The organism is Streptomyces sp. NBC_00310 (assembly GCF_036208085.1).
In the GTDB taxonomy this organism is placed as follows: domain Bacteria; phylum Actinomycetota; class Actinomycetes; order Streptomycetales; family Streptomycetaceae; genus Streptomyces.
The window spans coordinates 8,707,197-8,728,179 of record NZ_CP130714.1 but is presented as its reverse complement, the minus strand read 5'-3'; the positions used below and the strand labels follow the sequence as shown (position 1 = coordinate 8,728,179).

The window sequence follows — 20,983 nt, the reverse complement described above, 5'->3', positions numbered from 1 at the left end:
CGTCTTCCTCTGCCTGCCCCCGAGCGCCCACCTCGGGTAAGGTAAGCCTTACTTGGCAGCGATGGTGAAACGGCGGTCTCCGTATGCCCCACTCAGCACCGGCACCGGCCCCCACGTCCCGCACGTCGCCCGTGACGGCCGCGTACGCGCGCCTGACCGAGGTCCTGCCGATGGTGAGCGTGACAGAACTCGCTCCCACGGATCCACTGCCCACAGGTGAGGGGTGGGTCTCCGCCGCCGGGCTCGCGGCGGCCGGAGCCGAGCTCGACGCGTTCCTCGCGTGGGACGAGGCCCAGATACTGCGGGACTACGGCCGACAGGGCCGCCCGGACGTGGTGGCGGCCTTCGGGCTGCACCGCTACTCCTGGTATGCCTGTCTGCTCTTCACGGTCCCCTGGTTCCTGCAGCGCCGGGTGCCGCGTTTCCCGGCCCGGCATGTGGCGTTCCAGCGTGAGCAGAGCCGGCTGGCCGTGCGTGGCGAAACGTTCAGCTGCCTGCCGGGCGATCCGGCGTCCGCCGAGCCGGGCGCCCGGGTGGTCCCGGACGAGGAGGCACTGCGGGCCGAGCTGCGGACGGCGTTCGCCGAGCACATAGAACCGGTGCTCGGCGGCTTCGGCCCGCGGATGCGGCGGCGCGGACGCGCGCTGTGGGGCATGGCGACCGACGAGGTCGTCGAGGGGATCTGGTACGTCGCCGAACTCCTGGGCCCCGACGAACAGGAGCGCTGCCGTCGCGAGCTGGAGCTGCTCCTGCCCGGCGCGACCCGGCCCTACGTGGGCGCCGCGGGCTTCCGCGAACTGACCGGCCCCGGCGGCGAGTCGCTGTCCACCAGGGACCGGGCGAGCTGCTGCATGTTCTACACAGTGGCCCCGGACGACACCTGCGCCTCCTGCCCGCGCACCTGCGAGGCGGACCGGATCACGAAACTCACTGCCGCCCTCACCAGTTGACGTCCCGTAGCGATCACCGGGACACCTCGCGCCGGACGACCCCCCGGAGATCGCCCGGGGCAGGTGCCGTAAGATCCACTCCGGGTGGGACCCTCGTTGGGTTACAGGTGGTTCACGAATTCCTCACTTGTCGCAGGAACTTTCCGTAGAACCATTCGAACGGGTAATCTCACTCGCACTCTACTCCCGTCCCTCGCGCGGTAGTTCGAGCAGAATGCCGCCTGGCGTCACTCATTGCACTTCTTTGGCGGTCTCTTGTCCCGAAACCCCCTGAGGGCCGCGAGGATTGGGCCACTATGGCGGGCGTTACGCCCTATCCCAATGCAAGGGACCCCTGATGAGATTGACCGACATATCGCTGAACTGGCTGCTTCCGGGCGCCGTACTGCTCCTGGGCATGCTGGCGGCGGTTGCGGTGCTCGCGCGCGGCAAGCGCTCCGGGGAGCACGCGAAGACCGAGGATTCATGGGAACGCAGTGAGGAGCGCCGCAGGCGCAAGGAGGCCCTCTACGCCACGGCCTCCTACATCCTCCTCTTCTGCTGTGCCGCGGTCGCAGCCGCGCTCTCCTTCCGCGGCCTGGTCGGCTTCGGCGAGCAGAACCTTGGCCTCAGCAACGGGTGGCAGTACCTGGTTCCGTTCGGCCTGGACGGCGCCGCCATGTTCTGCTCGGTGCTCGCGGTGCGCGAGGCCAGCCACGGTGACGCGGCCCTCGGATCCCGCATACTCGTTTGGACGTTCGCCGGTGCGGCGGCCTGGTTCAACTGGGTGCACGCGCCCAGGGGCCTCGGCCACGACGGTGCCCCGCAGTTCTTCGCCGGCATGTCCATGTCCGCCGCGGTGCTCTTCGACCGCGCGCTGAAGCAGACCCGCCGGGCCGCACTGCGCGAGCAGGGCCTGGTGCCGCGTCCGCTGCCGCAGATCCGTATCGTCCGCTGGCTGCGGGCCCCGCGTGAGACGTACAAGGCCTGGTCGCTGATGCTCCTGGAGGGTGTGCGCAGCCTGGACGAGGCCGTGGACGAGGTGCGCGAGGACAAGCGGATCAAGGAAGAGAACCGGACGCGCAAGCGGGAGCAGGAACGCCTGGAGCGCGCCCACCTCAAGGCCATCAGCCGGGGCCACCGGGGTCTGCCCGGTCGTGGCGGCGGTGGCGGTGGCGGACGCCAGGTGGACACCACCGTGGAGCGCGTGCCCGCGGCTCAGGTCGCCTCGGAGCCTGCCATATCGACGCCGGATCAACTGCCCGTACGTTCGCGTCCCTCCCTGCAGCCCGTGCGCAACGGTTCTGACAAGTCGATCACCGTCGACCTCACCGCGGAGGACGACACGATGGCCCTGCCGCGGCTCGACTCCCTGGAGCGCAAGCTCAAGGACCTGGAGCAGCAGTTCGGCTGATCACGAGCCACACATCGGACAGGGGCGCGGCGACGAAGCCGCGCCCCTGTCCGTTTCGCGTCCGGCCGGTTCACGTCCAGCCGGTTCACGTCCAGCCAGTTCACGTCCGGCCAGTTCACGTCCGTCCGGTTCACGTCCGGCCTGGGCTTCGGCCTGGGTTTCGGCCTCGTTGTTCGACGCACTTTCGAGGGCCCCGTCGTTACCGCGTCAACCCGCCGTCGAGGTCGAACCACACCGCCTTGCCCACCCCGTGCGCCTGGACCCCCCAGGCGTCGGCGAGGGACTGGACGAGAAGGAGACCGCGTCCGTGGGTGGCGTCGTCGGCGTTCGACATCCTCGGCTTGGGTCTGCGCCCCACGAAGTCCCGTACCTCCACATGGAGTCCGCGCGGTGAGACCGTGGCGGTCAGTACCGCGTCGTGGTCGGTGTGGATGATCGCGTTGGTGACCAGTTCGCTCGTCAGCAGTTCCGCTATCTCCGATCTTCCCGGCCGCCCCCATTGCCGCAACAGCTCCCGCAGAGCCCTGCGGGCCTCGGGCACCGCCCTCAGGTCCGCCCGCCCGAGTCTGCGCCGGAGCTGTCCGGCACCGGCCTTGTCCTCCGCATCGCCGGCCGCTTCCTCCACGGCCTCTCCCGAGGAGGCCCCGATCGCCACGGGACCGCCCCCTCGCGCCTGCCTCTTCATGACCCCCGCCCACACGCCGATGCCGATTCCCCTCCTGCTCGAACACGTTCACGGGGATCCATGCCCCGTCCGGATCGCGGCACTCATGCCGAATCGGCAACGACCCTCCGTACGCCTTCAAACGCACAGAGTCAAGCCAGCCGTCCGTGCGTGGTGAGAGCGCTTCCCCTCCCGCGAAACCACCGCACAGCCCGACGAACCCGGCGCCACGCCCCACTCCGGGCACCTCCGCCCGACCGCGACCGTTCAGCCCAACCTCCCCTGCGGGGTTGCCGATCCGGCCGTATACCACCGGGACACGGCTGCCGTACGCGCATGGCGCCCCCCGACCGAGACCGGTCGCTCGCCCGATGATGTTGATTGGCCGGAATCCTGCGCTGGTACAGGCCAACCTGCGGCCGGGCGCGGCTGATTGACGCCCCTCTCGCCCTCCGGGTGGTCGCCGTCAGGCCTCCCACACGGCGGCGGCCGTACGGTCGTCCGTGTAGCCCTTGACCCTGACCTGGGCATCGGCGAGGAAGGCGGCGAGACCGGGTGGCTCGACGCTTCCCCAGCGGGTCGCCAGATGCTCGGCGAGCGGGGCCTCACCGCGCAACGGTTCGGCCAGACCGCCCGTGCACAGGAGCAGGACGTCGTCCTCGCGGGCCACGGAGGCGCGGAAACGGAAGGGCTCGCGGGGTGGCGCGGGGGCGGGCTCGTACGGGCTCGGGGGTGTCGTGATGCCGAGGTCCATGGTGAGGCGGTCGCCGTCGGGGGTCTCGTGCGGCAGCGAGCCGAAGCCGACCACCGGCGCGCCCGCCGTGTCGGCGACCCGGGGCTCTATGTCCTGCCACTCCCCGTCCCGCAGCCGGAACAGTCCGCCGGTGCCGACCCCGAAGAACACGCGCGTACGGCACCGGGGGTCGGCCGGCAGCAGCAGACAGCGCAGGCTCGCCGTGTACTCCTCCGGATCGAGCCCCTGCTCGACGGCGCTGGCGCGCAGTTTGCCGAGGCTGCGGTCGGTGAGCCGGTGCAGACCGGACTTGAGGTCACCGCGCCGGGCCGCCCGGATGTCCTCCACCAGCCGCGCATGGCTGAGCCCGACGGCCCGCCCGATCCACCGGCACGCCTCCGTCGCCGCGCGGTGCGCTCCCGGCGTGGCCCGGGCGCCGGTCGCCATGGCCACCAGGACGAGCGCCTGCTCGCCCAGACCGAAACGGGCGGTCAGGAGCGCGTCGCGGCGCGGCTCGCCCCGGTAGCGCGCCGAGTCGCCGCGCAGCGACGCGGCCCGCAGCGTGCACGCCCCGTAGCGCGCGCCGTCCAGCACCGTGTCCGCCACCAGATCCCCCAGATCCTCCGGATCCGCCGGCGGCAACGCGGTCGGCTCCGCGTCGTACGTGGGTGGCCCCGACCCCACGTACTCGACCCGCACCCGCTCGGTCCCGGTCACCAGGGTGACCTCCTGCGCCTGAAGGGTGGGGAGGTCGAGCTGGGTGGGAGGCCGAGCGTCGGAGGGTTCGACGGCGGGGCGGGGGGACGACGACGGCTCGGGCGGAGGGGGCGGGGCCGACGAGGACGGTGGAGAGGGCGGCGTGGACGGGAGCCGCGGAGGCGGCGGAGAGGGTGTGCCGCTGTGGGGAGCGTCCTGCGGGGGCGTGCCGCCGCGGAGGGCGTCGTGGGCGGGCGGTCCGCCACGGGGGGTGTCCTGCGGAGGTGTGCCGTCACGAGGGGTGTCCTGCCCGGGCGGGGCTCCGGGAGGCGGGTCCATCGGGGGGCTGCCGCGGTAAGGGGGTGGCGCGTCCGTCGAGGAGCGCGAGGCGGGCACCGCGCGCGTGGGTGGATGCGTGGGCGCGGGTGGGTGCGCGGGCGTACGCCACCAGGGCGCGGGCCCGCGGAAGCCCGGCGGGGTGGGCCCGGGCGGGAAGGTCACGGGGCCCGACGGCTGGGCCGGCGGCGGTTCCCAGGGCGCGGGCTGCGGGACGAGGCCGCTGCGGCGGAAGGGGTCCGTGGCGGGGCCTGAGGGAGGGGGGTCGACGGGCGGACGCGGAGGGCGGTCGGCGGGCGGGGTGGACGCAGAGGCTGAGGCGGAACCCGGCGCGTCGCCCGCTCGACCACCTCCTCCACCCTGCCTGTCCTGCCCGTCCTGCCTGCCCTGACCGTCTCGCGCGCCGGGCACGCCAGGTCCGCCCCGCCCGCCCGGCCCGCCCGATTCGCCCTGGCCGCCCTGGCTGCCCTGACCGCCCTGGCCGCTCGGTACGCCGAGCCCACCCCGTCCACCGGATCCGCCCGGCGAGCCCTGGGGAGGCACTCTGTCCGAGAGGGCACCCGGGGTGCCGGGGGCCGGGCCCGAGACGTGCGGGACCGCGCGTGGTCCACTCGTCGCGGTCGGCCCGGTACCCGATCCGCCCGCCCTGCCCGGCCCGCCGCCCGCAGCTCCCCCGGCGGCCGACGCACCCGGCACGGCTGCCCAGGCACCCGACGTACCGGGGACGGCCCCCCAGACGCCCGGCGGGCCCGACGCACCCCGCGCGCTCGTCGGATTCCCCGGAGTCGACGCATCCCGCGCACCCGGCACACTCGGCGGATCCACCGGTGTCGCCGGTGTCGCCGGTGTCGCCGGTGTCGCCGGCGGCCTCCCCACCGTGTCCGCCGCCGAGGCGAAACGGTCGTCGAGGGAATCGGCCGCCACCGAAGGGCCCGTGTCCCCGTTGGCGTCGTCGTACAACTGCCGCCACCAGTCGTCCTCGTGACCGGTCGGCCTCTCCCCCTGCTGGCTCATGCCCCTAATTGTCCACCTCAGGAGCCGTATGAAAACGGGGCATCCGGAAAATCGGTCCGCAGAGCCGACGACACCACGGCGTGTCGGACTACACGTCGAACTCCGGTGCGAGGCAAGGGAGTCGAGAGAGCAGGGGGAAGCGGGAGGCGGTGGGCAGCGGAGGACTTGGCGCGAAGAGACCGCCGGGCGGTGCCACCCCCCACAGGAGAAACCGCCCGGCGGCGCCGGGGTGACCGGCGCGCGGTGCGGGCGCGTGGGCCGGTCGGCCCGAGTGTGGGGCATGTTCCTGGGATTCCGCTGTGGGACCCCGCCTCGTCGGTGGGACCGGTGGTGCGGTGATGATGTGCCGAGGCGGAAGCGCGCCGGACGGCGCGATGAGGGAGGGGGTCGCCGCATGCTGGGAGCGATCGGTCTCGACGAGACGCACGAGTCGGCGTACCGGGCCCTGGTGTCCGTGGGCGCCGCCGACGTACCGGACCTGGCGCGCCGGCTCACGCTCGGGGAGCACGACACCGAACGCGCCCTGCGCCGGCTGGAGCGGCACGGTCTCGCCGCCCAGTCCTCCGCGCGCCCCGGCCGCTGGGTGGCCGCGCCCCCCGGCGTGGCCCTGGGCGCGCTGCTCACCCAGCAGCGGCACGAGCTGGAGAAGGCGGAGCTGGCGGCGGCGTTGCTGGCCGAGGAGTACCGGGCGAGCGCCGCCGAGCCCGCCGCACACGACCTGGTCGAGGTGGTGATCGGCTCGGCCGCCATAGCGCAGCGCTTCCTGCAGATTCAGCTCGGCGCCACGGAGGAGGTCTGCGCCATGGTCACCGGCGCTCCGATCGCGGTCTCCGGGCCGGAGAACAACCCCGCGGAGGAACAGGCCACCGGCCGCGGCGTCGGCTACCGCGTGGTGGTCGAGCGGGCCGTCCTGGACGAGGACAGCGGTCTCACCGAGCTGTCCGCCGCGCTGGGCCGCAAGGAGCGGGTACGGGTGATGGACGAGGTGCCGACGAAGCTCGTCATCGCCGACCGGACACTCGCGATGGTCCCGCTCACCACGCACACCGCCGAGCCGGCCGCGCTCGTCGTCCACGCGAGCGGTCTGCTGGAGCTGCTGTCGGGCCTGTTCGAGTCGGTGTGGCGGCAGGCCCTGCCACTGCGGCTCGGCGCCGGCCGGGTCACCGAGGACGTACCGGACGGCCCCGACGACACCGATCTGGAGATCCTGTCCCTGCTGTTGGCCGGCATGACCGACGCGAGCGTCGCCAAACAGCTGGACCTGGGTCTGAGGACCGTACAGCGCCGGGTGAAACGTCTGATGGAGCTCACCGGTGTGACGACCCGGCTGCAGCTGGGCTGGCACGCGTACGAGCGGGCCTGGGTGACCCGGGACTGACAGTACTGACCTGCGCTTTCCCGCGCGGTCCGGCACCCTGGGCAGATGGGAGCGTGGGAACTCCTGCTGGTCGCGGTGGTGCTGCTGCTCGGCCTGTGCGGAGTGCTGGTGCCCGGCGTACCGGGGTCGCTGCTCGTGTGGGCCGGGGTCATGTGGTGGGCGCTGGAGGACCCGCGGCCCGAGGCCTGGTGGGTGCTGGTGGGCGCCACCGTCGTGCTGCTCGCCTCCCGGGCGCTCCGCTGGGTCCTGCCGCCCCGGCGCCTGGCGGAGAGCGGCGCCACCCCCCGGATGGGCGTGTACGCCGGCGTCGGCGCCTTCCTCGGTTTCGTCCTGCTCCCCGTCCTCGGCGCGATCCCCGGCTTCATCGGGGGCATCTACCTCTCCGAACGGCTCCGTCTCGGCCACCACGGCGCGGCGAAGGCCGCCACGCGCACGGCGATGCGCTCGGGCGGGTCGAGCGTCCTGGCGGAGCTCTTCGCGTGCCTGCTGGTGGCGGGCGGGTGGGTGGGCGTGGTGTTCGGGGGCTGACACCGGCTGGAATCGGCGGGGCCGGCCGGCCCTCACGGGGCCACGTCGGACAGGGCGACCGCGTCGGCCAGGGCGCGCATGCCCGCGTCGTTGAAGTGCAGGTGGTCGCCGGGGTCGTAGGCGGGCCGGATCCGGTGCGGGCGGACGGGGTCGCGGACGGCCCGGTCGAAGTCGGCCACGGCGTCGAAGATCCCGTCACCGCGGATCGAGGCGTTGACCGCCTGCCGTACGCGTTCCCGGGCCGACGTGTACGCGCCGTGGCCGCCGTACGGGGTGAGTGTGGCGCCGACGACGCGGATGCCGCGGGCGTGGGAACGGTCCACGACCCTGCGGTACGCGGCGGTGAGGGCGGCCGGGTCGGTGACGTTCGGGGTGCCCTTGATGTCGTTGATGCCCACCATCACGATCAGCGTGCGTACGCCGGTGCGGGTGAGGACGTCCGCGTCGAACCGGTCCAGGGCGCTCGGGCCCACGCCGGCGCGCAGCAGCCGGTTGCCGGAGACACCCGCGTTGAGGACGCCGAGCCTGCGGGCCGCGGGCAGCGCGCGCAGCCGTTCGGCGAGCCGGTCGGGCCAGCGGCGGTTGGCGTCGGCCGTCGAGCCGTTGCCGTCCGTGATCGAGTCGCCGAGCGTGACGACGCTGCCGACGGCGGAGGAGCCGAGTACGTCGACACCGGTGACGTAGTACCAGCTCCCGATGGCCGTCGTGTACGCCGAGCCGTTCTCGTCGGCCGCCCGATTCCCGTACGGCGCGAGGAAGTTGGTCTGCCGGGCGGAGCGGTGGAACGTGGCCGGCCCCGAGTCGTGCGGTGTGTACAGCGTGACGAGGAGATTGCCGTGCGCCGGGACGCGCAGCGCGACGGGGTCGGTGAGCCGGTCCTGGCCCGCCGGGACGACGACCGTGCGGGCACCGCCGAAGGTGGCCGTGCGGAGGGAACCGGGCATCGCGTCGGGGCTGTTCGGCACTCCCGGCTTCTGCAGCGCGACCGTCACGGCGCCCAGGCGGAGTGCGGCCGTACCGAGCCGGTTGGAGACGCGGACCCGCGCGGCGCTGCCGCCGACGCTCACGTGGACGACGTTGCGGATCGACGCCCCCGGCAGCGCGGGCGCCGTACCGGAGGCGGCGGCTGCCCAGGTGCCGGTCCAACGCCGGGCGGCCGCGGGGTCCGACGGCACGTCGGCTCTCGCGGGGAGGGCGCCGACGAGGGCGAGCGCGGCGAGCAGGACGAGGGCGAGGGCGGCGGCCGTCGGACGCGTCATGGGCCACGTGCGGGTCGGGCTGTCGGTCATGCGGGGCCGCCCTTCGCTCAGCGGAAGCGACACAAGCCCCTCATCACTTCCCTGCGCGACGGTCCCGTGCACGCACCCTCACACCATTGGACGCACCTGGCCCGCGCCGGTTGACGCGGGCCAAGTACGGCCGGTCGCGGGCACGGTGGGGCGGAGCTACAGCACGCCCTCCAGGCCGAGGAGGAGACGTTTGCGGTCGAGGCCGCCGGCGTACCCGGTGAGGGTGCCGTCCGCGCCGATCACCCGGTGGCAGGGGCGGACGATGAGGAGGGGGTTCGCGCCGATCGCGCCGCCCACGGCCCGGACGGCGGCACGGGGTGCGCCGATGCGGGCGGCGATGGCCCCGTATGTGGTGGTCCCGCCGTACGGGACGTCCTCCAGCGCGGCCCAGACCCGCTGCCGGAACTCGGTGCCCTCGCCGCCCAGCTCCAGTTGGAATTCCTTGAGTTCACCGGCGAAGTAGGCGGCGAGCTGTTCCTCGGCCGCCCGGAAGGGGCCCGGGTCGCGCAGCCAGCCCGGCAGCGGGACCCGGCCGCCCTTCTGCTCCGGTACGGAGAGGGAGGTGAGAGCGCCGAACCCGTCGGCGGTGAGGAGGAGTTGCCCGGCGGGGCTGTCGACGACGGTGTAGTACGTCCCTTGCGCGGTGCTCACGACTGAACTCCCTTTTCCTGTGCCTGTGCCTGCTTGTGTGCCTGTGCCTGTGCCTGTCGCCGTGCGGCGGTGTCCGGCTCCGAATCGCCCGCTGTCCTGAGGTGTTGGAGGGCGTACGACCGCCAGGGCCGCCAGGTGTCCGGCACGGTCTCGTCCGGCGGGGCCACGTCCGGGTCGCCGAGCGCGCGGGTACGGATCGCGGCGACGGTTCGGGCGTCGAGGCCCGGCAGGGCGAGCAGTGCCGCCTCGGTGTCGTCCCGGTCGGCGCCCACGTCGAGGCGGGCGGTGCCGTCGGCGAGGGCGGTGGCGAGGGCTCCGAGCGGGCCCTCCACGCCGGCCAGGGCGGCCGGCTCGGGGAAGAGGTGCGTCAGCGTCCCGTGCGGGGCGTCCAGCGTCTTCCCGTACATCCCCACCAGCCGTTCGGCCTTCTCGCGCCCCACGAGCGCCCGTACCGCGAACTCCTCCGGATCGGCCGCGCCCGGCGAGCGCAGTCCCGGCCGGGCGGCGACGAGCGGGGCGAGCCGCGCGTCCTCCCGGAGGCGTTCGTCCACGGCGTACGGATCCGCGTCCAGGTCGAAGAGCCGACGCAGCCGCTGCACGGCGGTGGTGAGATCCCGGGGGTCGGTGAGATGAAGCCGCGCGTCGAGCCAGCCGCCGGGCCGACCGGTGGGGTCGCCGCCCGGGAACGACGCGGCACGCCACGGACGGCCTGCCCGCCCGGCCCCGTCCCGGGCCGCCGCCGTCCGCGCCCGGCGGCCCCCCGGTCGCTCGTCGACCTCGGCGATTCCGGTGCCGTACGGGAGGCGGAGGGTGCGCCGGTAGATGCGGTGGCCGCGCCCGCCGGTCACCTCCTCGACGCCGGTGACGGCCTCGGCGACGAGGGCGTCGAAGAGCGCGGTGGACTGGTACGGGCCCCGGTACGCGAGCCGGAGTGGGATACCGGCGGTCGGCGATCCCGCGGGCCGCCGGGGTGCCCCGGCGCGCAGGCCGCTCGGCGTCATGGCGTACACCGCCCTGATCGTGTCGTTGAACTGGCGCACGCTGGCGAAGCCGGACGCGAAGGCGATCTCGGTGACCGGGAGGGCGGTGCTCCGGAGGAGGACGCGGGCGGTGTGGGCCCGCTGGGCGCGGGCCAGGGCGACGGGCCCGGCGCCGACCTCGGCGGTGAGCTGCCGCTGGACGTGCCGTGCGCTGTACCCCAGCCGCAGGGCCAGCCCGGCGACACCCTCCCGGTCGACGACGCCGTCCCCGATGAGCCGCATGGCCCGGCCCACGGCGTCCGCGCGCACGTTCCACTCGGCCGACCCGGGCACGGCGTCCGGTCGGCACCGTCGGCAGGCCCGGAACCCGGCACCCTGGGCGGCGGCCGCGGTCGGGTAGAAGCGGACGTTCTCCCGTTTCGGTGTCACCGCCGGGCAGCTCGGCCGGCAGTAGATCCCGGTCGTCGCGACGGCGAAGAAGAACTCCCCGTCGAACCGTCCGTCCCTGCTGCGCACGGCCTCGTACCTGGTGTCCTCGTCCTTCATGACATCAAGTGTCGACCACGCCGACCGCCGGGGCTGGCGGGATTCGGACATGACGCCCCCCCGGAAAGCAGGGGCGCGGCGTCATGTCCGAGGGGCGCGGTGCCGCGCCGAGATGCGGCTCCGCCGCGGGAGCGCGACAGGCCGCGGACTCCCCGCGGTCACGCGACGGGCCACGGACTCCCGCGGGCGAAGGTCAGCGTCGGCCGCCTCGCTTGGCCTCCATCGCCGCGCGCCCCTCCGCTCCCTTCCGCTTCCATTCCTTCCGGATCTCGGCCCGCACCCGTGCGTCGCTCTTCGCGACGATCCGCTGGTTCTCGCGGATCAGCTTGCGGTAGCTGTCGAGCCGTCGCTCGGGCAGTTCACCGGACTCGACCGCGCCGAGGACCGCGCAGCCGGGCTCGGCGAGGTGCGCGCAGTCGTGGAAGCGACAGTCCGCGGCCAGTTCCTCGATCTCCGTGAAGACCTGCCCGACCCCGCTCTCGGCGTCCCACAGGCCGACGCCGCGCAGCCCGGGGGTGTCGATGAGGACCCCGCCGCCGGGCAGGGCGAGGAGGTTGCGGGTGGTCGTGGTGTGCCGTCCCTTGCCGTCCACGTCGCGGATGGCCCGGACGTCCATGACGTCCTCGCCGAGCAGCGCGTTGGCGAGGGTCGACTTGCCGGCGCCGGACTGCCCGAGCAGTACGGAGGTGCCGCCGGAGAGCACCGCGGCGAGGACGTCGAGGCCCTCGCCGAGCGCGGAGCTGACCGTCAGCACGGCGACGCCGGGCGCGACGGTCTCCACGTCCTGCACCAGATGCGCCAGCGTGGCCGCCTCCGGTACGAGATCGGCCTTGGTGAGCACGATCACCGGCTGCGCGCCGGACTCCCAGGACAGTGCCGACGAGTGCAGCGGTTGCTCGCCACCCGAACCGGACATGGCCAGCGCCAGGAACCGCTCGATCCGCCCGAGGTCGAGTTCGGCCGCGAGCGACACACAGATGACGACGTAATCGATGTTGGTGGCCAGTACCTGGCCCTCGGAGCGCTTGGACGAGGTCGAGCGGACGAAGGCGGTGCGGCGCGGGAGGAGTGTCTGCACGTAGCGCGGGTCGCGGCCTTCGGGGTCGACGGCGACCCAGTCCCCCGTGCACACGACCTTCATCGGGTCACGGGGCACGACGAACTCCGTGTCGGCGCGGACGGTACCGGCCGGTGTGACGACGTCGCACAGGCCCCGGTCGACCCGGACGACCCGACCGGGCAGCAGCCCCTGCCCGGCGTACGGGGCGAACTCGGCCTCCCAGCCCGCATCCCAGCCGTACGGCACGAGCGGATGCGAGGAGGACGAGGACGAACCCAGGAGAGTGGAGAAAGACAAGGGGTGACCCTTCACAAGGGTGGCCCCGGCACCGCGCGCACTGGCGCGGGAAGGAGTGAGGTCAGCCGGAGGCCACGGAGGTGGACTTGATGAACTTCCGGATGCGGGCAGCGCCCATCTCAACGACAGCCATCGGTCACACCTCCTCAATCAAGCACAGTCACCTGCGGCAACCGTGGGTCGCCGCGCGAACACCACCGACCTTAGAGCTACACGGTCCTCGACGCCACCGAATTAGGCACGGCCGACAGCGGCACGCGGTTACGGGACCTGGGGCGCGCGGCGGGCGAGGGCGGCCAGGCCGATGACGATCCAGGCGGTGTTGAGCAGGGCGGAGGGCCATGCTTGGTGGTATCCGGAGTTGACGGTCAGGGCGGCGGCGCCGAACAGGTTCAGCAACTGGAAGGCGCGGCCTCCGGCGGGGATCCGTTCGGCCGACGCCATCGCGTACGCGGTGAGCAACAACCCCGCTCCGCCCCAGCCGACGGCGGCGACGCCCCCCTCGGCCCAGGTCACCGGCCCTCACCCCGTCGAGGGTCGCGTTCGTTCATGGTCCGATCATCCGTGCAGTGGGACTTCACGACAAGCAAGAGTTTCTGAAGTGCCACTGCAGTGCGACTTATGGAAGCCCCGCCCGCACCACAGACGCGGGTGGCACGCCGGGGCCGCCGTCACGGGCCCGCGACACCGCCGGGCGCCGGGCTGACGGGGCAGGTGCCGGCCTGCGTCGCGCGGCCGGCACCGCCTCGGGAACCGTCGGCCGACGAGACCTGACTACCGCTGCCGTGATCGTCCGAAGGAGGGGTGAAGGCGACGTCCAGGCGGGTGAGACCGCGGAAGTTGAGGCTGCGCTGCCACTGCGGCGCGGAGCCGTCGAGCCGCAGACCGGGGAGCCTGGTGAGGAGTGCTTCCAGGACGATCGCGCCCTCCAGCCGGGCCAGCGCGGCGCCGAGGCAGAAGTGCGGGCCGTGCCCGAACGCCATGTGCCGTCCGCCGGAGCCGGACCGCTCGAAGTCCAGCACATGGGGATCGGGAAACACGGCCGGATCCCGGTTGGCGGCGCCGCACACCAGGAGCACGGTCTGCCCTTCGGAGACGGTGCGCCCCGCCAGTTCCAGATCGTGCCGGGCCCGGCGCAGCATCAGCTGCACCGGGGCGTCGTAGCGCAGCAGTTCGTCGACCGCGGCGGGCATCAGATCGGGTCGGCGGCGCAGTTGGTCGGCCGCGTGCGGGTGGCGGAGCAGGGCGAGTGTGGCGTTGCCGATGAAGTGGGTGGTGGTCTCGTGACCGGCGATCAGGAGCAGGGCGCAGTTGGCGAGAAGTTCGTCGAGGTCCTGGTCGGTGTTCTCGGCCTGTGCGGTCACCAGGGCGCGCAGGGTGTGGGGGGCGGGCGGGGTGTCGTGGCGGGTGAGGAGTTCGCGGAAGTAGGCGAGCATGTCCGTCATGCTCTGCGATGCCTCGCGGTTGCGGTCGGCGTCGAGGCGGGAGTTGCCGATGGCTTCGGCGATCGGCTCGGACCAGGCGGCGAGGGCGGGGCGGTCCTGCCGCGGTACGTCGAGGAGGTCGCAGATGATGGTGAGCGGCAGAGGTCGGGCGAGGTCCGCGACGATGTCCATCCGCCCGGCCGGAGCCGCGTGGGTGATGATCCGGTCGACGGCTTCGAAGATCCGGGCGCGCAGTGTCTCGACGGCCCGCGGAGTGAAGGCCCTGCTGATCAGGGCGCGCAGCCGGGCGTGCTCGGGGGCGTCGCTGTAGAGCATCTGCCGGCTCAGGACCCGGGCCAGCGGCCGCAGTTCCTCGGGGACGGCCTCGATGTCGGGATAACGCACCGAGGACAGGCCCGGGTCACCCGCGGCTTTGCTGACCACCGCGTACCCGGTCGCGATCCACGCGCCCAGGGTGCGGTCCCAGAAGAGGTCGTCGGCGCTCCGCAGCTCTTCGTAGAAGTCGTAGAGACGCTCTTGGACTTGGGGCCGAAAGGCCCGCAACAGCGAGGTGGGAGTGCCCATCACCCCATGTTAGTGTCCTGCGCCCGGAGTTCGATCAAGAGGTGTGGCGACCGTCGCAGGACGTCGTCGGCGCTTCGGGAGGGAGTCCCGGTGCGCGTTCGACGGCGATCGCCCGCCTCTTCGTCTCTCTCGCCCGCCGGGACCGGCCCGGGCAAGGTTCCCTCTTCGTCGGCTCGTGCGGCTGTGCGGCCGTGTGAAGAGCCCGCCGCTTCCACGAGCTCTTCACACCCGCGAGTGAGCTGTCCGCCCGCGCTCAGTCCGCCTGTGCGCAGGAGCGCCCGTTGAGCGTGAAGTCCACGGGTTCGGGGTTGTCGAAGCCCTGCCAGATGCCGAGGAAGCCGACGCCGAAGGTGCCGCCCGCCGCGACGGTCTTGTTGTAGTCGGCGGCGGTGGCGGTGACCTGGGAGCCTTCCTGATCGAAGGTGCCGTCCCACATCTGGGTGACGCGCTGGTCCGCGGCGTAGGTCCAGCCGACGCGCCAGCCGTCGAGAGCCTTGGTGGAGGTGACGGTGAGGGCTGCCTGGAAGCCGCCGGGCCACTCGTTGACGACCTGGTAGCGGACGTGACAGGTGGCGCGGGACGACTTGCCGGGGTCGACCGGCTCGTGGGAGACGCGGGCCGGCGTCGAGGCGTCGCCCTGGGGCTCCTCGTTGCTGTTGCCGTCGCCCTTGCCGTCCTCGTCGCCCGAACCGGTCTTCTCGGGCCGGGACGTGCTCTGCAGTTCGGACGACCCGCCGTCGGACGGGGACCCGGTCACCGGGAAGCGGGGGTCCCGCTGCACCACCGCCGACTCGCCGGCGGACGCGCCGTCGGTGACGGTCTCCTCGTCGCCGAAGGGCATGAGGGAGACGGCGAGCGCCAGCACGGAGACGAGGCCGGCTCCGGCGAGCAGCCCGTTGCGGCCGAACCGGGGCCTCGGTTCCCTGCCCGGCGAGAGCCCTCGGTCGGTGCCGGTGGAGTCCGCGCGTCCGGGGAGCAGCCCGGCGTCGGCCGCGCGGCGGCGGCGCTCCAGATAGGCGAGTCCGCTCCAGCCGATGACTCCGCCGGCGAGCGCGGCGGGCAGGCCGCCGCCGTGCAGGCCGAGACAGGCCGCGGCCTCGGCGCACCCCACGCAGGTGGCGAGGTGCCGCGAGAGGTCCTCGGGGGTGTCGGTGCCGGGCGAGCGGGTGACCGCGTCCAGTAGCCGGGTATAGGTGCGGCAGTCTGCGTGCATGGGCGCGTCGAGCCGGCTGCGGTGGCAGCGGTCCCTGAACAGCACCCGCACCTGGTCGAGTTCGGTCCGGGCGACCGCCGGGTCGAGGCTGAGCCGGCGGGCCACCGAGCCCAGGGGCAGCGACTCGACCTCGGCCAGCCACAGCAGGGCCGCGTCGGGTTCCTGCATGTCCCGCAGGGCGCGCAGGGCGAGGGGGCGGTGCAGCGGCGGGCCGATGTAGCGCGCGGCCTTCTCCGAGTTGAGCCAGAGGCGCAGATCGGGGTCGAGCCGGTGGCCCTGGCCGTCCCTCTCCCAGACCGCGGCGCTGGTCCTGACCCAGGTCAGGAGGAACGGTATTCGAGGCAGCCGCAGGGCGCGCCGGCCGGCGCCGCGTTCGGCCTCCAGGGCGTGCGCCTCGTGCATGCCGTTCGTGAAGGCCTCGGTGGCCAGTTGGGTCGCCGCGGTCGAACCGGACGTGCACAGGTCGGCGTACGACAGCACCGCGTCCCAGCACTCCGAGAAGAGCGCGGCCTCTGCTGCGTCCTGAGGCTTCGGCAGGTCGGGCATGGGTCTCCTGCATCCAACAGAGCGAGGGGGGAAGTCCGCAAAAATAGTCAACTACCCTCTTATTCAAGGGAGTTGGAGGGGGACCACCTTGCGGTGCCCCAGAGCTTTTCACGGTTCCCACACAACTGACAAGCCGCGCCTTCAAATGCGGTTACCAACGGTCACACTGTGCAGTTGTACGTATGCCGACCCCAAAAGACTCAACCGTCGCAGGAGTTACCGAGCGGGAATCCCCTCGGGGGTCTCCCCGGGGGTCTCCTCGTCGACGGCCGGGAGGCTGTCCATGAAGGAGCTGACGGAGAAGACGGCGTTGCCGGGTCCGGGCGGGCCGTATCCGGGCGGCGACGACAGCCCGAACTCGTCCATCGTGGCGCGGTAGGCCTGCAGCAGCCGGATGTGGTACTCCAGCGGCGCGCCCTGCGGGTTGGCCTTGCCGAGCGGGGTCGTGGGCTCCGGGCACCAGGTCGTGAAGCGGGGCGTGATGCCGTGCGACATGAAGAAACGCAGGCCCTCGGTGGTCGACTCGATGGCCTCGTCGACCGTGGTGAACCCGAACGGCTCGGCCATCTCCACGCCCGCCACGAAGTTGGGGATCACGTTGCGCGCGCCGAAGACGCCCGCCGAGTCCAGGATCCGCTTGTGCCACTCGTCGCGGCCGACGTAGCGCTCCTTGCCGGGGCAGTACATCTTGAAGAGGTACTCGTCCCACACCTCGTAGTTGGGGTGGTAGATCTTCACGCCGTAGTCGTGGAAGCGCTTGACGTCGTCGAGGGGCAACGCCTGCGCGACGACCTTGCCGATCCAGCGGTCCGGGAAGCGCTCCTCGATGGCCTTGGCGTAGTGGCCGTAGAAGTCGGCCTCGTCGCGGCCCGCGACCGTCTTGGTGATGGCGCCGCCGGTGAGCGTGTACGCGGTGGACGTCTTCGCCGTGTCGTACCGGTCGATGATCTCCAGGGCTTCGAGGACCTCGTCGACGTCCTTCACACCCGTGTACGGCCGGCCCGCCGCCTTGTGCTGGCGCCAGTTGTGGTTGATGTCGCAGTACTGGCACTCCTCCTTCGCGCCGAAGTACTGGCAGACGCGGAAGACGGTCAGGTAGATGAGGTAGCCCCACTGGATGGTCGGGGCCACCTCCATCACGGACTTCCCGTTGGAGAGGGTGTGCCGGTAGTACTCCGGCATGGGCGGGACGCCGACGTCCGCGATGCGCGTGCCGTCGAGGTAGAGGCCGAGGAGGCCGTCCTCGTCGGCGGCCACGCGGTAGGGCGAGGACGGGTTGACCCGTACGGAGACGACCGTGCGCCGCAGGTCGTACGGGCCGCCGGTGAGGATGATCTCCTCCGGCGGGCGGCGCAGGGCGGCCTCGCCGAGTTCGGGGAGGGTGCCGTGGTCGAAGGAGAAGATGAAGTACGACTTCGGCTTGACCTCGCCCTTCTCGTTGTCGCTCAGCGCGGAGGCGTCGAAGGCCATGCCACCCCTGAGCAGGTCCTCCTTGAAGACGGCTTCCCGTGGCACGTGCGGGAACCTCTCCATCAGGTCCTCCACCAGTGCGGTGCGGCTGCCCATCCCGTTCTCCTCGCTCCCGACGTCACGTGAGAAGTCGTCCGTCGTCATTGTTCGCCTCCTCACGGTATGCCTCCGGCCGCGCGGAGGTGGGAGCGGGGGCCCTCGGCACGTCCGGATCCGGGCGGCGTCGGCCTGGCCGGGCCCCGTCGAGGACCACCAGAACCTGCTGCCGGGGAGGCCGGTGCCGTACACCTCGACGAGGTCGCCCGCGCGCCGCCCGGCGCGCGGGCAGCGATCGGCTCGGATCGGTGACCGCGCCCTCGGGCCGGTGAGCGGGTGAGCGGGTGGCATGTCCTCGCGGCGGCCTTGCCGGGAACGGACACCGGCGAAATCGGACACGGCCGGGAGCGGACATGGCTGGGATACGACACGGCCGCGATCGCTGTATGCGCGGGCCGCGGCTACGGGCGGGATCGCGGTACGCGCGGGCCGCGGGTACAGGCGGAATCGCGGTGCGTACGCGCCTCACAGACGGTGTCGCCGGCTCTTCCGGCGGCCTGGAGCTCCACCCGGTGTGTGTCGCGCCGCTCCTGGCGTCCGGTGCCGGTGTCCGGTGGCGGTGCCGGTGTCCGGCGAGGCACGGTCGCGCCCACCGTCATCCGCGCCCGGCGCGACTCCCCCGCCCCGCCCGCGCACCCCGCCCCGCCCGTCGCGAAGGCGCGCCGGAATCGCCCGTGGTCGCCCGCAGGGCCCGTGGTCATGCCATGCGTGCCAGCGTGGCGCGGTCCAGCGCGTGTGCCAACTCCCCTCCGGCCGCGAACCGTTCGGCCTCCTCGGTGACCGCGAGGCCGAGGCGGGCGACCTCGTTGCCCTGGGAGCCGGCCAGGTGCGGGGTGACGAAGGCGTTCGGCAGGTCGAGGAGCGGGGAGTCGGCGGGCAGCGGCTCGGGGTCGGTGACGTCGAGGATCGCGGAGAGCCGCCCGGCGCGCAGCTCGTCGACGAGCGCGTCGTGGTCGACGAGGGCGCCGCGCGCGGTGTTGATCAAGGCGGCCCCGTCGGGCATGAGGGAAAGGGCGCGGCGGTCGATCAGCCGGTGGGTCTCCGGGGTGTCGGGGGCGTGCACGGTGACGATGTCGGACGTGCGCAGCAGGTCGTCGAGCGGCAGGAGGGGTACGCCGAGAGCGGCGGCCCCGGCCTCGTCGACGTAGGGGTCGGCGAGACTCACCCGCAGGTCGAAGGGGCGGAGCAGTTCGATGACGCGGCGGCCGATGCGGGAGGCCCCGATGACGCCGACGCGGCGGCCGTGGTTGCCGATACCGGGGACGAACCCCCAGCCCGGCGAGACGCGCTCGGCCCGCAGGCGTTCGCGGCGGCCGAGGATGTCCTTGCCGGCCAGCAGGATCATGGCGAGCGTGTACTCGGCGACGGGCAGGGCGTTGGCGGCGGCGGCCGTGGAGACGGCGATCCCCCGCTCCCAGACGGCTGGGGCCACGAACCCCTTGACCGAGCCGGCCGAGTGCAGCACCGCCCGCAGCTTGGGCGCCGCGTCGAGGACCGCCTCGTCGATGCGGGGGCACCCCCATCCGGTGACCAGCACCTCGGCCTCCGCCAGCACCTCCCGGACCTCGGGATCGGTGAAGTTCGCGGCGACCAGAGCGGGATCGATGTCCACCGTCTCTCGCAGGCGGGACAGCACGTCCGGCGGGAAGATCTGTGGAAGGTTCTCGGCCGTCATGGCGAACAGTGCGCGGGGACGCTCGGGCAAGGAAGGACCTTCCGGAGGGGAGAGACGGCCGAACAGCAACCGCTCTCTACCGTAGGCAGGGGCTCCCGAGAGGGTCAATGGACGGGCAGGGAGGATGGCCCCGACGGCTGGGGCCGGCCCGCGGGACGGGCCCCATGGCTCGCGGAACGTGGAGGACATCGAGCATGACGACGGAGACCCTGACCAACTGGGCCGGGAACATCACGTACACCGCCAAGGAGCTGCACCGGCCGCACTCCGTCGACGCCCTCCGGGCCCTGGTCGCGGACAGCGCGAGGGTGCGGGTGCTGGGCAGCGGTCACTCGTTCAACGAGATCGCGGAGCCCGGCCCCGGGGGCGTCCTGCTCTCCCTGACCGGGCTGCCGTCGGCGATCGAGGTGGACACGGCGGCCCGTACGGTACGGGTCGGGGGCGGTGTCCGGTACGCGGAGCTGGCCGACGCCGTGCACGCCCACGGTCTCGCGCTGCACAACATGGCCTCCCTCCCGCACATCTCGGTGGCGGGCTCGGTCGCCACCGGCACCCATGGCTCAGGCGACGGGAACGGTCCACTCGCGGCGGCCGTGCGCGAGGTCGAGCTGGTCACGGCGGACGGTACGACGCTGACGCTGACGCGCGGCGACGACCGCTTCGGCGGGGCGGTCACCTCGCTCGGCGCCCTCGGTGTGGTCACCGCGCTCACCCTCGACCTGGAGCCGGCCTTCGAGGTGAGCCAGCACGTCTTCGGTGAACTCCCCCTGGCCGGGCTGGACTTCGCCGACGTGTCGGCGTCTGCGTACAGCGTGAGTCTCTTCACCCGCTGGCAGCACTCGGGCTTCGACCAGGTGTGGGTCAAGCGGCGCACGGACCGGTCCACGACGGACTTCCCGTGGGCCGCGCCCGCGACCGAGGCGATGCATCCGGTGCCGGGGATGCCGGCGGTGAACTGCACCGCGCAGTTCGGTGTGCCCGGACCCTGGCACGAGCGGCTGCCGCACTTCCGGGCCGAGTTCACACCGAGCAGCGGGGAGGAGCTGCAGTCGGAGTATCTGCTGCCGCGCTCGTTCGCCGGGCCTGCCCTGCACGCGCTGGACGAGATCCGGCACTCCGTGGCACCCGTGCTGCAGGTCTGCGAGGTCCGTACGACGGCCGCCGACGAGCAGTGGCTCAGCCCCGCCCAGGGGCGGGACACGGTCGCACTGCACTTCACCTGGATCGCGGACGCGGCACCCGTACTGCCGGTGGTGCGGCGGGTCGAGGAGGTGCTCGCGCCGTTCGACGCCCGGCCGCACTGGGGCAAGGTGTTCACGGTCCCGGCGGCCGAGCTGGGGCGGCTGTACCCCCGACTGGGTGATTTCCGCAGGGTGGCCGACGCGCTGGATCCGATGGCCAAGTTCCGCAACCGTTTCGTACAGGACGTGCTCGGCGGCTGAGCGCTCCGCGGGGAGGG

General features: G+C 72.9%; 17 protein-coding genes. 6 read left to right on the top strand and 11 right to left on the bottom strand.

The annotated features are described in order from the left end of the window. Nucleotides 1-83: 83 nt before the first annotated feature. Together OG202_RS38145 and OG202_RS38140 are read left to right on the top strand one after the other, a co-directional pair. The gene (locus OG202_RS38145) at nt 84-950 is read left to right on the top strand and encodes a (2Fe-2S)-binding protein (protein ID WP_328224259.1); all 867 of its coding nucleotides are present in this window, start codon (nt 84-86) and stop codon (nt 948-950) included. A gap of 337 nt (nt 951-1,287) precedes the next feature. After that, nucleotides 1,288-2,343: a DUF2637 domain-containing protein gene (locus OG202_RS38140; protein WP_326575458.1), complete on the top strand. Its 1,056-nt coding sequence runs from the start codon at nt 1,288-1,290 to the stop codon at nt 2,341-2,343. 199 nt (nt 2,344-2,542) lie between these two features. Here OG202_RS38140 and OG202_RS38135 read toward each other — a convergent pair whose 3' ends face one another. Both OG202_RS38135 and OG202_RS46645 read right to left on the bottom strand, forming a co-directional pair. Beyond that, complete coding sequence (locus OG202_RS38135) at nt 2,543-3,028, bottom strand: ATP-binding protein (protein WP_328224258.1); 486 nt, start codon at nt 3,026-3,028, stop codon at nt 2,543-2,545. Between the two features lie 445 nt (nt 3,029-3,473). Further along, the gene (locus OG202_RS46645; protein ID WP_328505832.1) at nt 3,474-4,937 is read right to left on the bottom strand and encodes a protein phosphatase 2C domain-containing protein; all 1,464 of its coding nucleotides are present in this window, start codon (nt 4,935-4,937) and stop codon (nt 3,474-3,476) included. Between the two features lie 400 nt (nt 4,938-5,337). Here OG202_RS46645 and OG202_RS46640 point away from each other — a divergent pair, with 400 nt between their 5' ends. The 3 genes from OG202_RS46640 to OG202_RS38120 all read left to right on the top strand — a co-directional run bounded on the left by OG202_RS46640 (nt 5,338) and on the right by OG202_RS38120 (nt 7,692). Next, nucleotides 5,338-5,757 carry a hypothetical protein gene (locus OG202_RS46640; RefSeq protein ID WP_405960033.1) on the top strand — a complete coding sequence of 140 codons (420 nt, stop codon included), beginning with the start codon at nt 5,338-5,340 and terminating at the stop codon, nt 5,755-5,757. Nucleotides 5,758-6,180: 423 nt separating this feature from the next. Further along, nucleotides 6,181-7,164, top strand: a complete 984-nt coding sequence (locus OG202_RS38125; protein ID WP_327727267.1) for a helix-turn-helix domain-containing protein — start codon at nt 6,181-6,183, stop codon at nt 7,162-7,164. A 45-nt stretch (nt 7,165-7,209) separates the two neighbouring features. Beyond that, entirely contained in the window at nt 7,210-7,692 is a 483-nt protein-coding gene (locus tag OG202_RS38120; RefSeq protein ID WP_327727268.1) for a DUF456 domain-containing protein, read from the top strand. A gap of 32 nt (nt 7,693-7,724) precedes the next feature. Here the strand turns inward: OG202_RS38120 and OG202_RS38115 are convergent, their stop codons facing one another. The 9 genes from OG202_RS38115 to OG202_RS38075 all read right to left on the bottom strand — a co-directional run bounded on the left by OG202_RS38115 (nt 7,725) and on the right by OG202_RS38075 (nt 19,554). Then, entirely contained in the window at nt 7,725-8,981 is a 1,257-nt protein-coding gene (locus OG202_RS38115; protein ID WP_327727269.1) for an SGNH/GDSL hydrolase family protein, read from the bottom strand. 156 nt (nt 8,982-9,137) lie between these two features. Then, nucleotides 9,138-9,632, bottom strand: coding sequence for a methylated-DNA--[protein]-cysteine S-methyltransferase (locus tag OG202_RS38110; RefSeq protein WP_326575470.1), 495 nt, complete (start codon nt 9,630-9,632; stop codon nt 9,138-9,140). Next, a complete protein-coding gene (locus OG202_RS38105) occupies nt 9,629-11,158 on the bottom strand; it encodes a DNA-3-methyladenine glycosylase 2 family protein (RefSeq protein ID WP_328224256.1) in 1,530 nt (509 codons plus the stop codon). The genes OG202_RS38110 and OG202_RS38105 overlap by 4 nt, the downstream gene beginning before the upstream one ends. A 193-nt stretch (nt 11,159-11,351) precedes the next feature. Then, nucleotides 11,352-12,515 (bottom strand): ribosome small subunit-dependent GTPase A, encoded by a 1,164-nt coding sequence (rsgA, locus tag OG202_RS38100; RefSeq protein WP_326575474.1) that lies wholly within the window; start codon nt 12,513-12,515, stop codon nt 11,352-11,354. A 261-nt stretch (nt 12,516-12,776) separates the two neighbouring features. Continuing rightward, nucleotides 12,777-13,031 (bottom strand): CBU_0592 family membrane protein, encoded by a 255-nt coding sequence (locus OG202_RS38095; RefSeq protein WP_326575476.1) that lies wholly within the window; start codon nt 13,029-13,031, stop codon nt 12,777-12,779. A gap of 155 nt (nt 13,032-13,186) precedes the next feature. Further along, nucleotides 13,187-14,524 (bottom strand): cytochrome P450, encoded by a 1,338-nt coding sequence (locus OG202_RS38090; protein WP_326575478.1) that lies wholly within the window; start codon nt 14,522-14,524, stop codon nt 13,187-13,189. A gap of 253 nt (nt 14,525-14,777) precedes the next feature. Next, nucleotides 14,778-16,283 (bottom strand): cellulose-binding domain-containing protein, encoded by a 1,506-nt coding sequence (locus tag OG202_RS38085; protein ID WP_327727271.1) that lies wholly within the window; start codon nt 16,281-16,283, stop codon nt 14,778-14,780. 216 nt (nt 16,284-16,499) lie between these two features. Beyond that, complete coding sequence (locus OG202_RS38080) at nt 16,500-17,849, bottom strand: radical SAM protein (RefSeq protein ID WP_327732092.1); 1,350 nt, start codon at nt 17,847-17,849, stop codon at nt 16,500-16,502. Between the two features lie 697 nt (nt 17,850-18,546). Continuing rightward, on the bottom strand, nt 18,547-19,554 hold the full coding sequence (locus OG202_RS38075) for a hydroxyacid dehydrogenase (RefSeq protein WP_327727273.1): 1,008 nt from the start codon (nt 19,552-19,554) through the stop codon (nt 18,547-18,549). Nucleotides 19,555-19,718: 164 nt separating this feature from the next. Here OG202_RS38075 and OG202_RS38070 point away from each other — a divergent pair, with 164 nt between their 5' ends. Further along, nucleotides 19,719-20,966 carry an FAD-binding protein gene (locus OG202_RS38070; RefSeq protein WP_327727275.1) on the top strand — a complete coding sequence of 416 codons (1,248 nt, stop codon included), beginning with the start codon at nt 19,719-19,721 and terminating at the stop codon, nt 20,964-20,966. Nucleotides 20,967-20,983: the final 17 nt, after the last annotated feature.

Bases quoted from the DNA above. Each gene is read 5' to 3' on its own strand.
- OG202_RS38070 (WP_327727275.1), top strand. From the start codon at position 19,719: ATGACGACGGAGACCCTGACCAACTGGGCCGGGAACATCACGTACACC.
- OG202_RS38145 (WP_328224259.1), top strand. From the start codon at position 84: ATGCCCCACTCAGCACCGGCACCGGCCCCCACGTCCCGCACGTCGCCC.
- OG202_RS38140 (WP_326575458.1), top strand. From the start codon at position 1,288: ATGAGATTGACCGACATATCGCTGAACTGGCTGCTTCCGGGCGCCGTA.
- OG202_RS38115 (WP_327727269.1), bottom strand. From the start codon at position 8,981: ATGACCGACAGCCCGACCCGCACGTGGCCCATGACGCGTCCGACGGCC.
- OG202_RS38090 (WP_326575478.1), bottom strand. From the start codon at position 14,524: ATGGGCACTCCCACCTCGCTGTTGCGGGCCTTTCGGCCCCAAGTCCAA.
- OG202_RS38120 (WP_327727268.1), top strand. From the start codon at position 7,210: ATGGGAGCGTGGGAACTCCTGCTGGTCGCGGTGGTGCTGCTGCTCGGC.
- OG202_RS38085 (WP_327727271.1), bottom strand. From the start codon at position 16,283: ATGCCCGACCTGCCGAAGCCTCAGGACGCAGCAGAGGCCGCGCTCTTC.
- OG202_RS38135 (WP_328224258.1), bottom strand. From the start codon at position 3,028: ATGAAGAGGCAGGCGCGAGGGGGCGGTCCCGTGGCGATCGGGGCCTCC.
- OG202_RS38125 (WP_327727267.1), top strand. From the start codon at position 6,181: ATGCTGGGAGCGATCGGTCTCGACGAGACGCACGAGTCGGCGTACCGG.
- OG202_RS38105 (WP_328224256.1), bottom strand. From the start codon at position 11,158: ATGAAGGACGAGGACACCAGGTACGAGGCCGTGCGCAGCAGGGACGGA.
- OG202_RS38080 (WP_327732092.1), bottom strand. From the start codon at position 17,849: ATGGGCAGCCGCACCGCACTGGTGGAGGACCTGATGGAGAGGTTCCCG.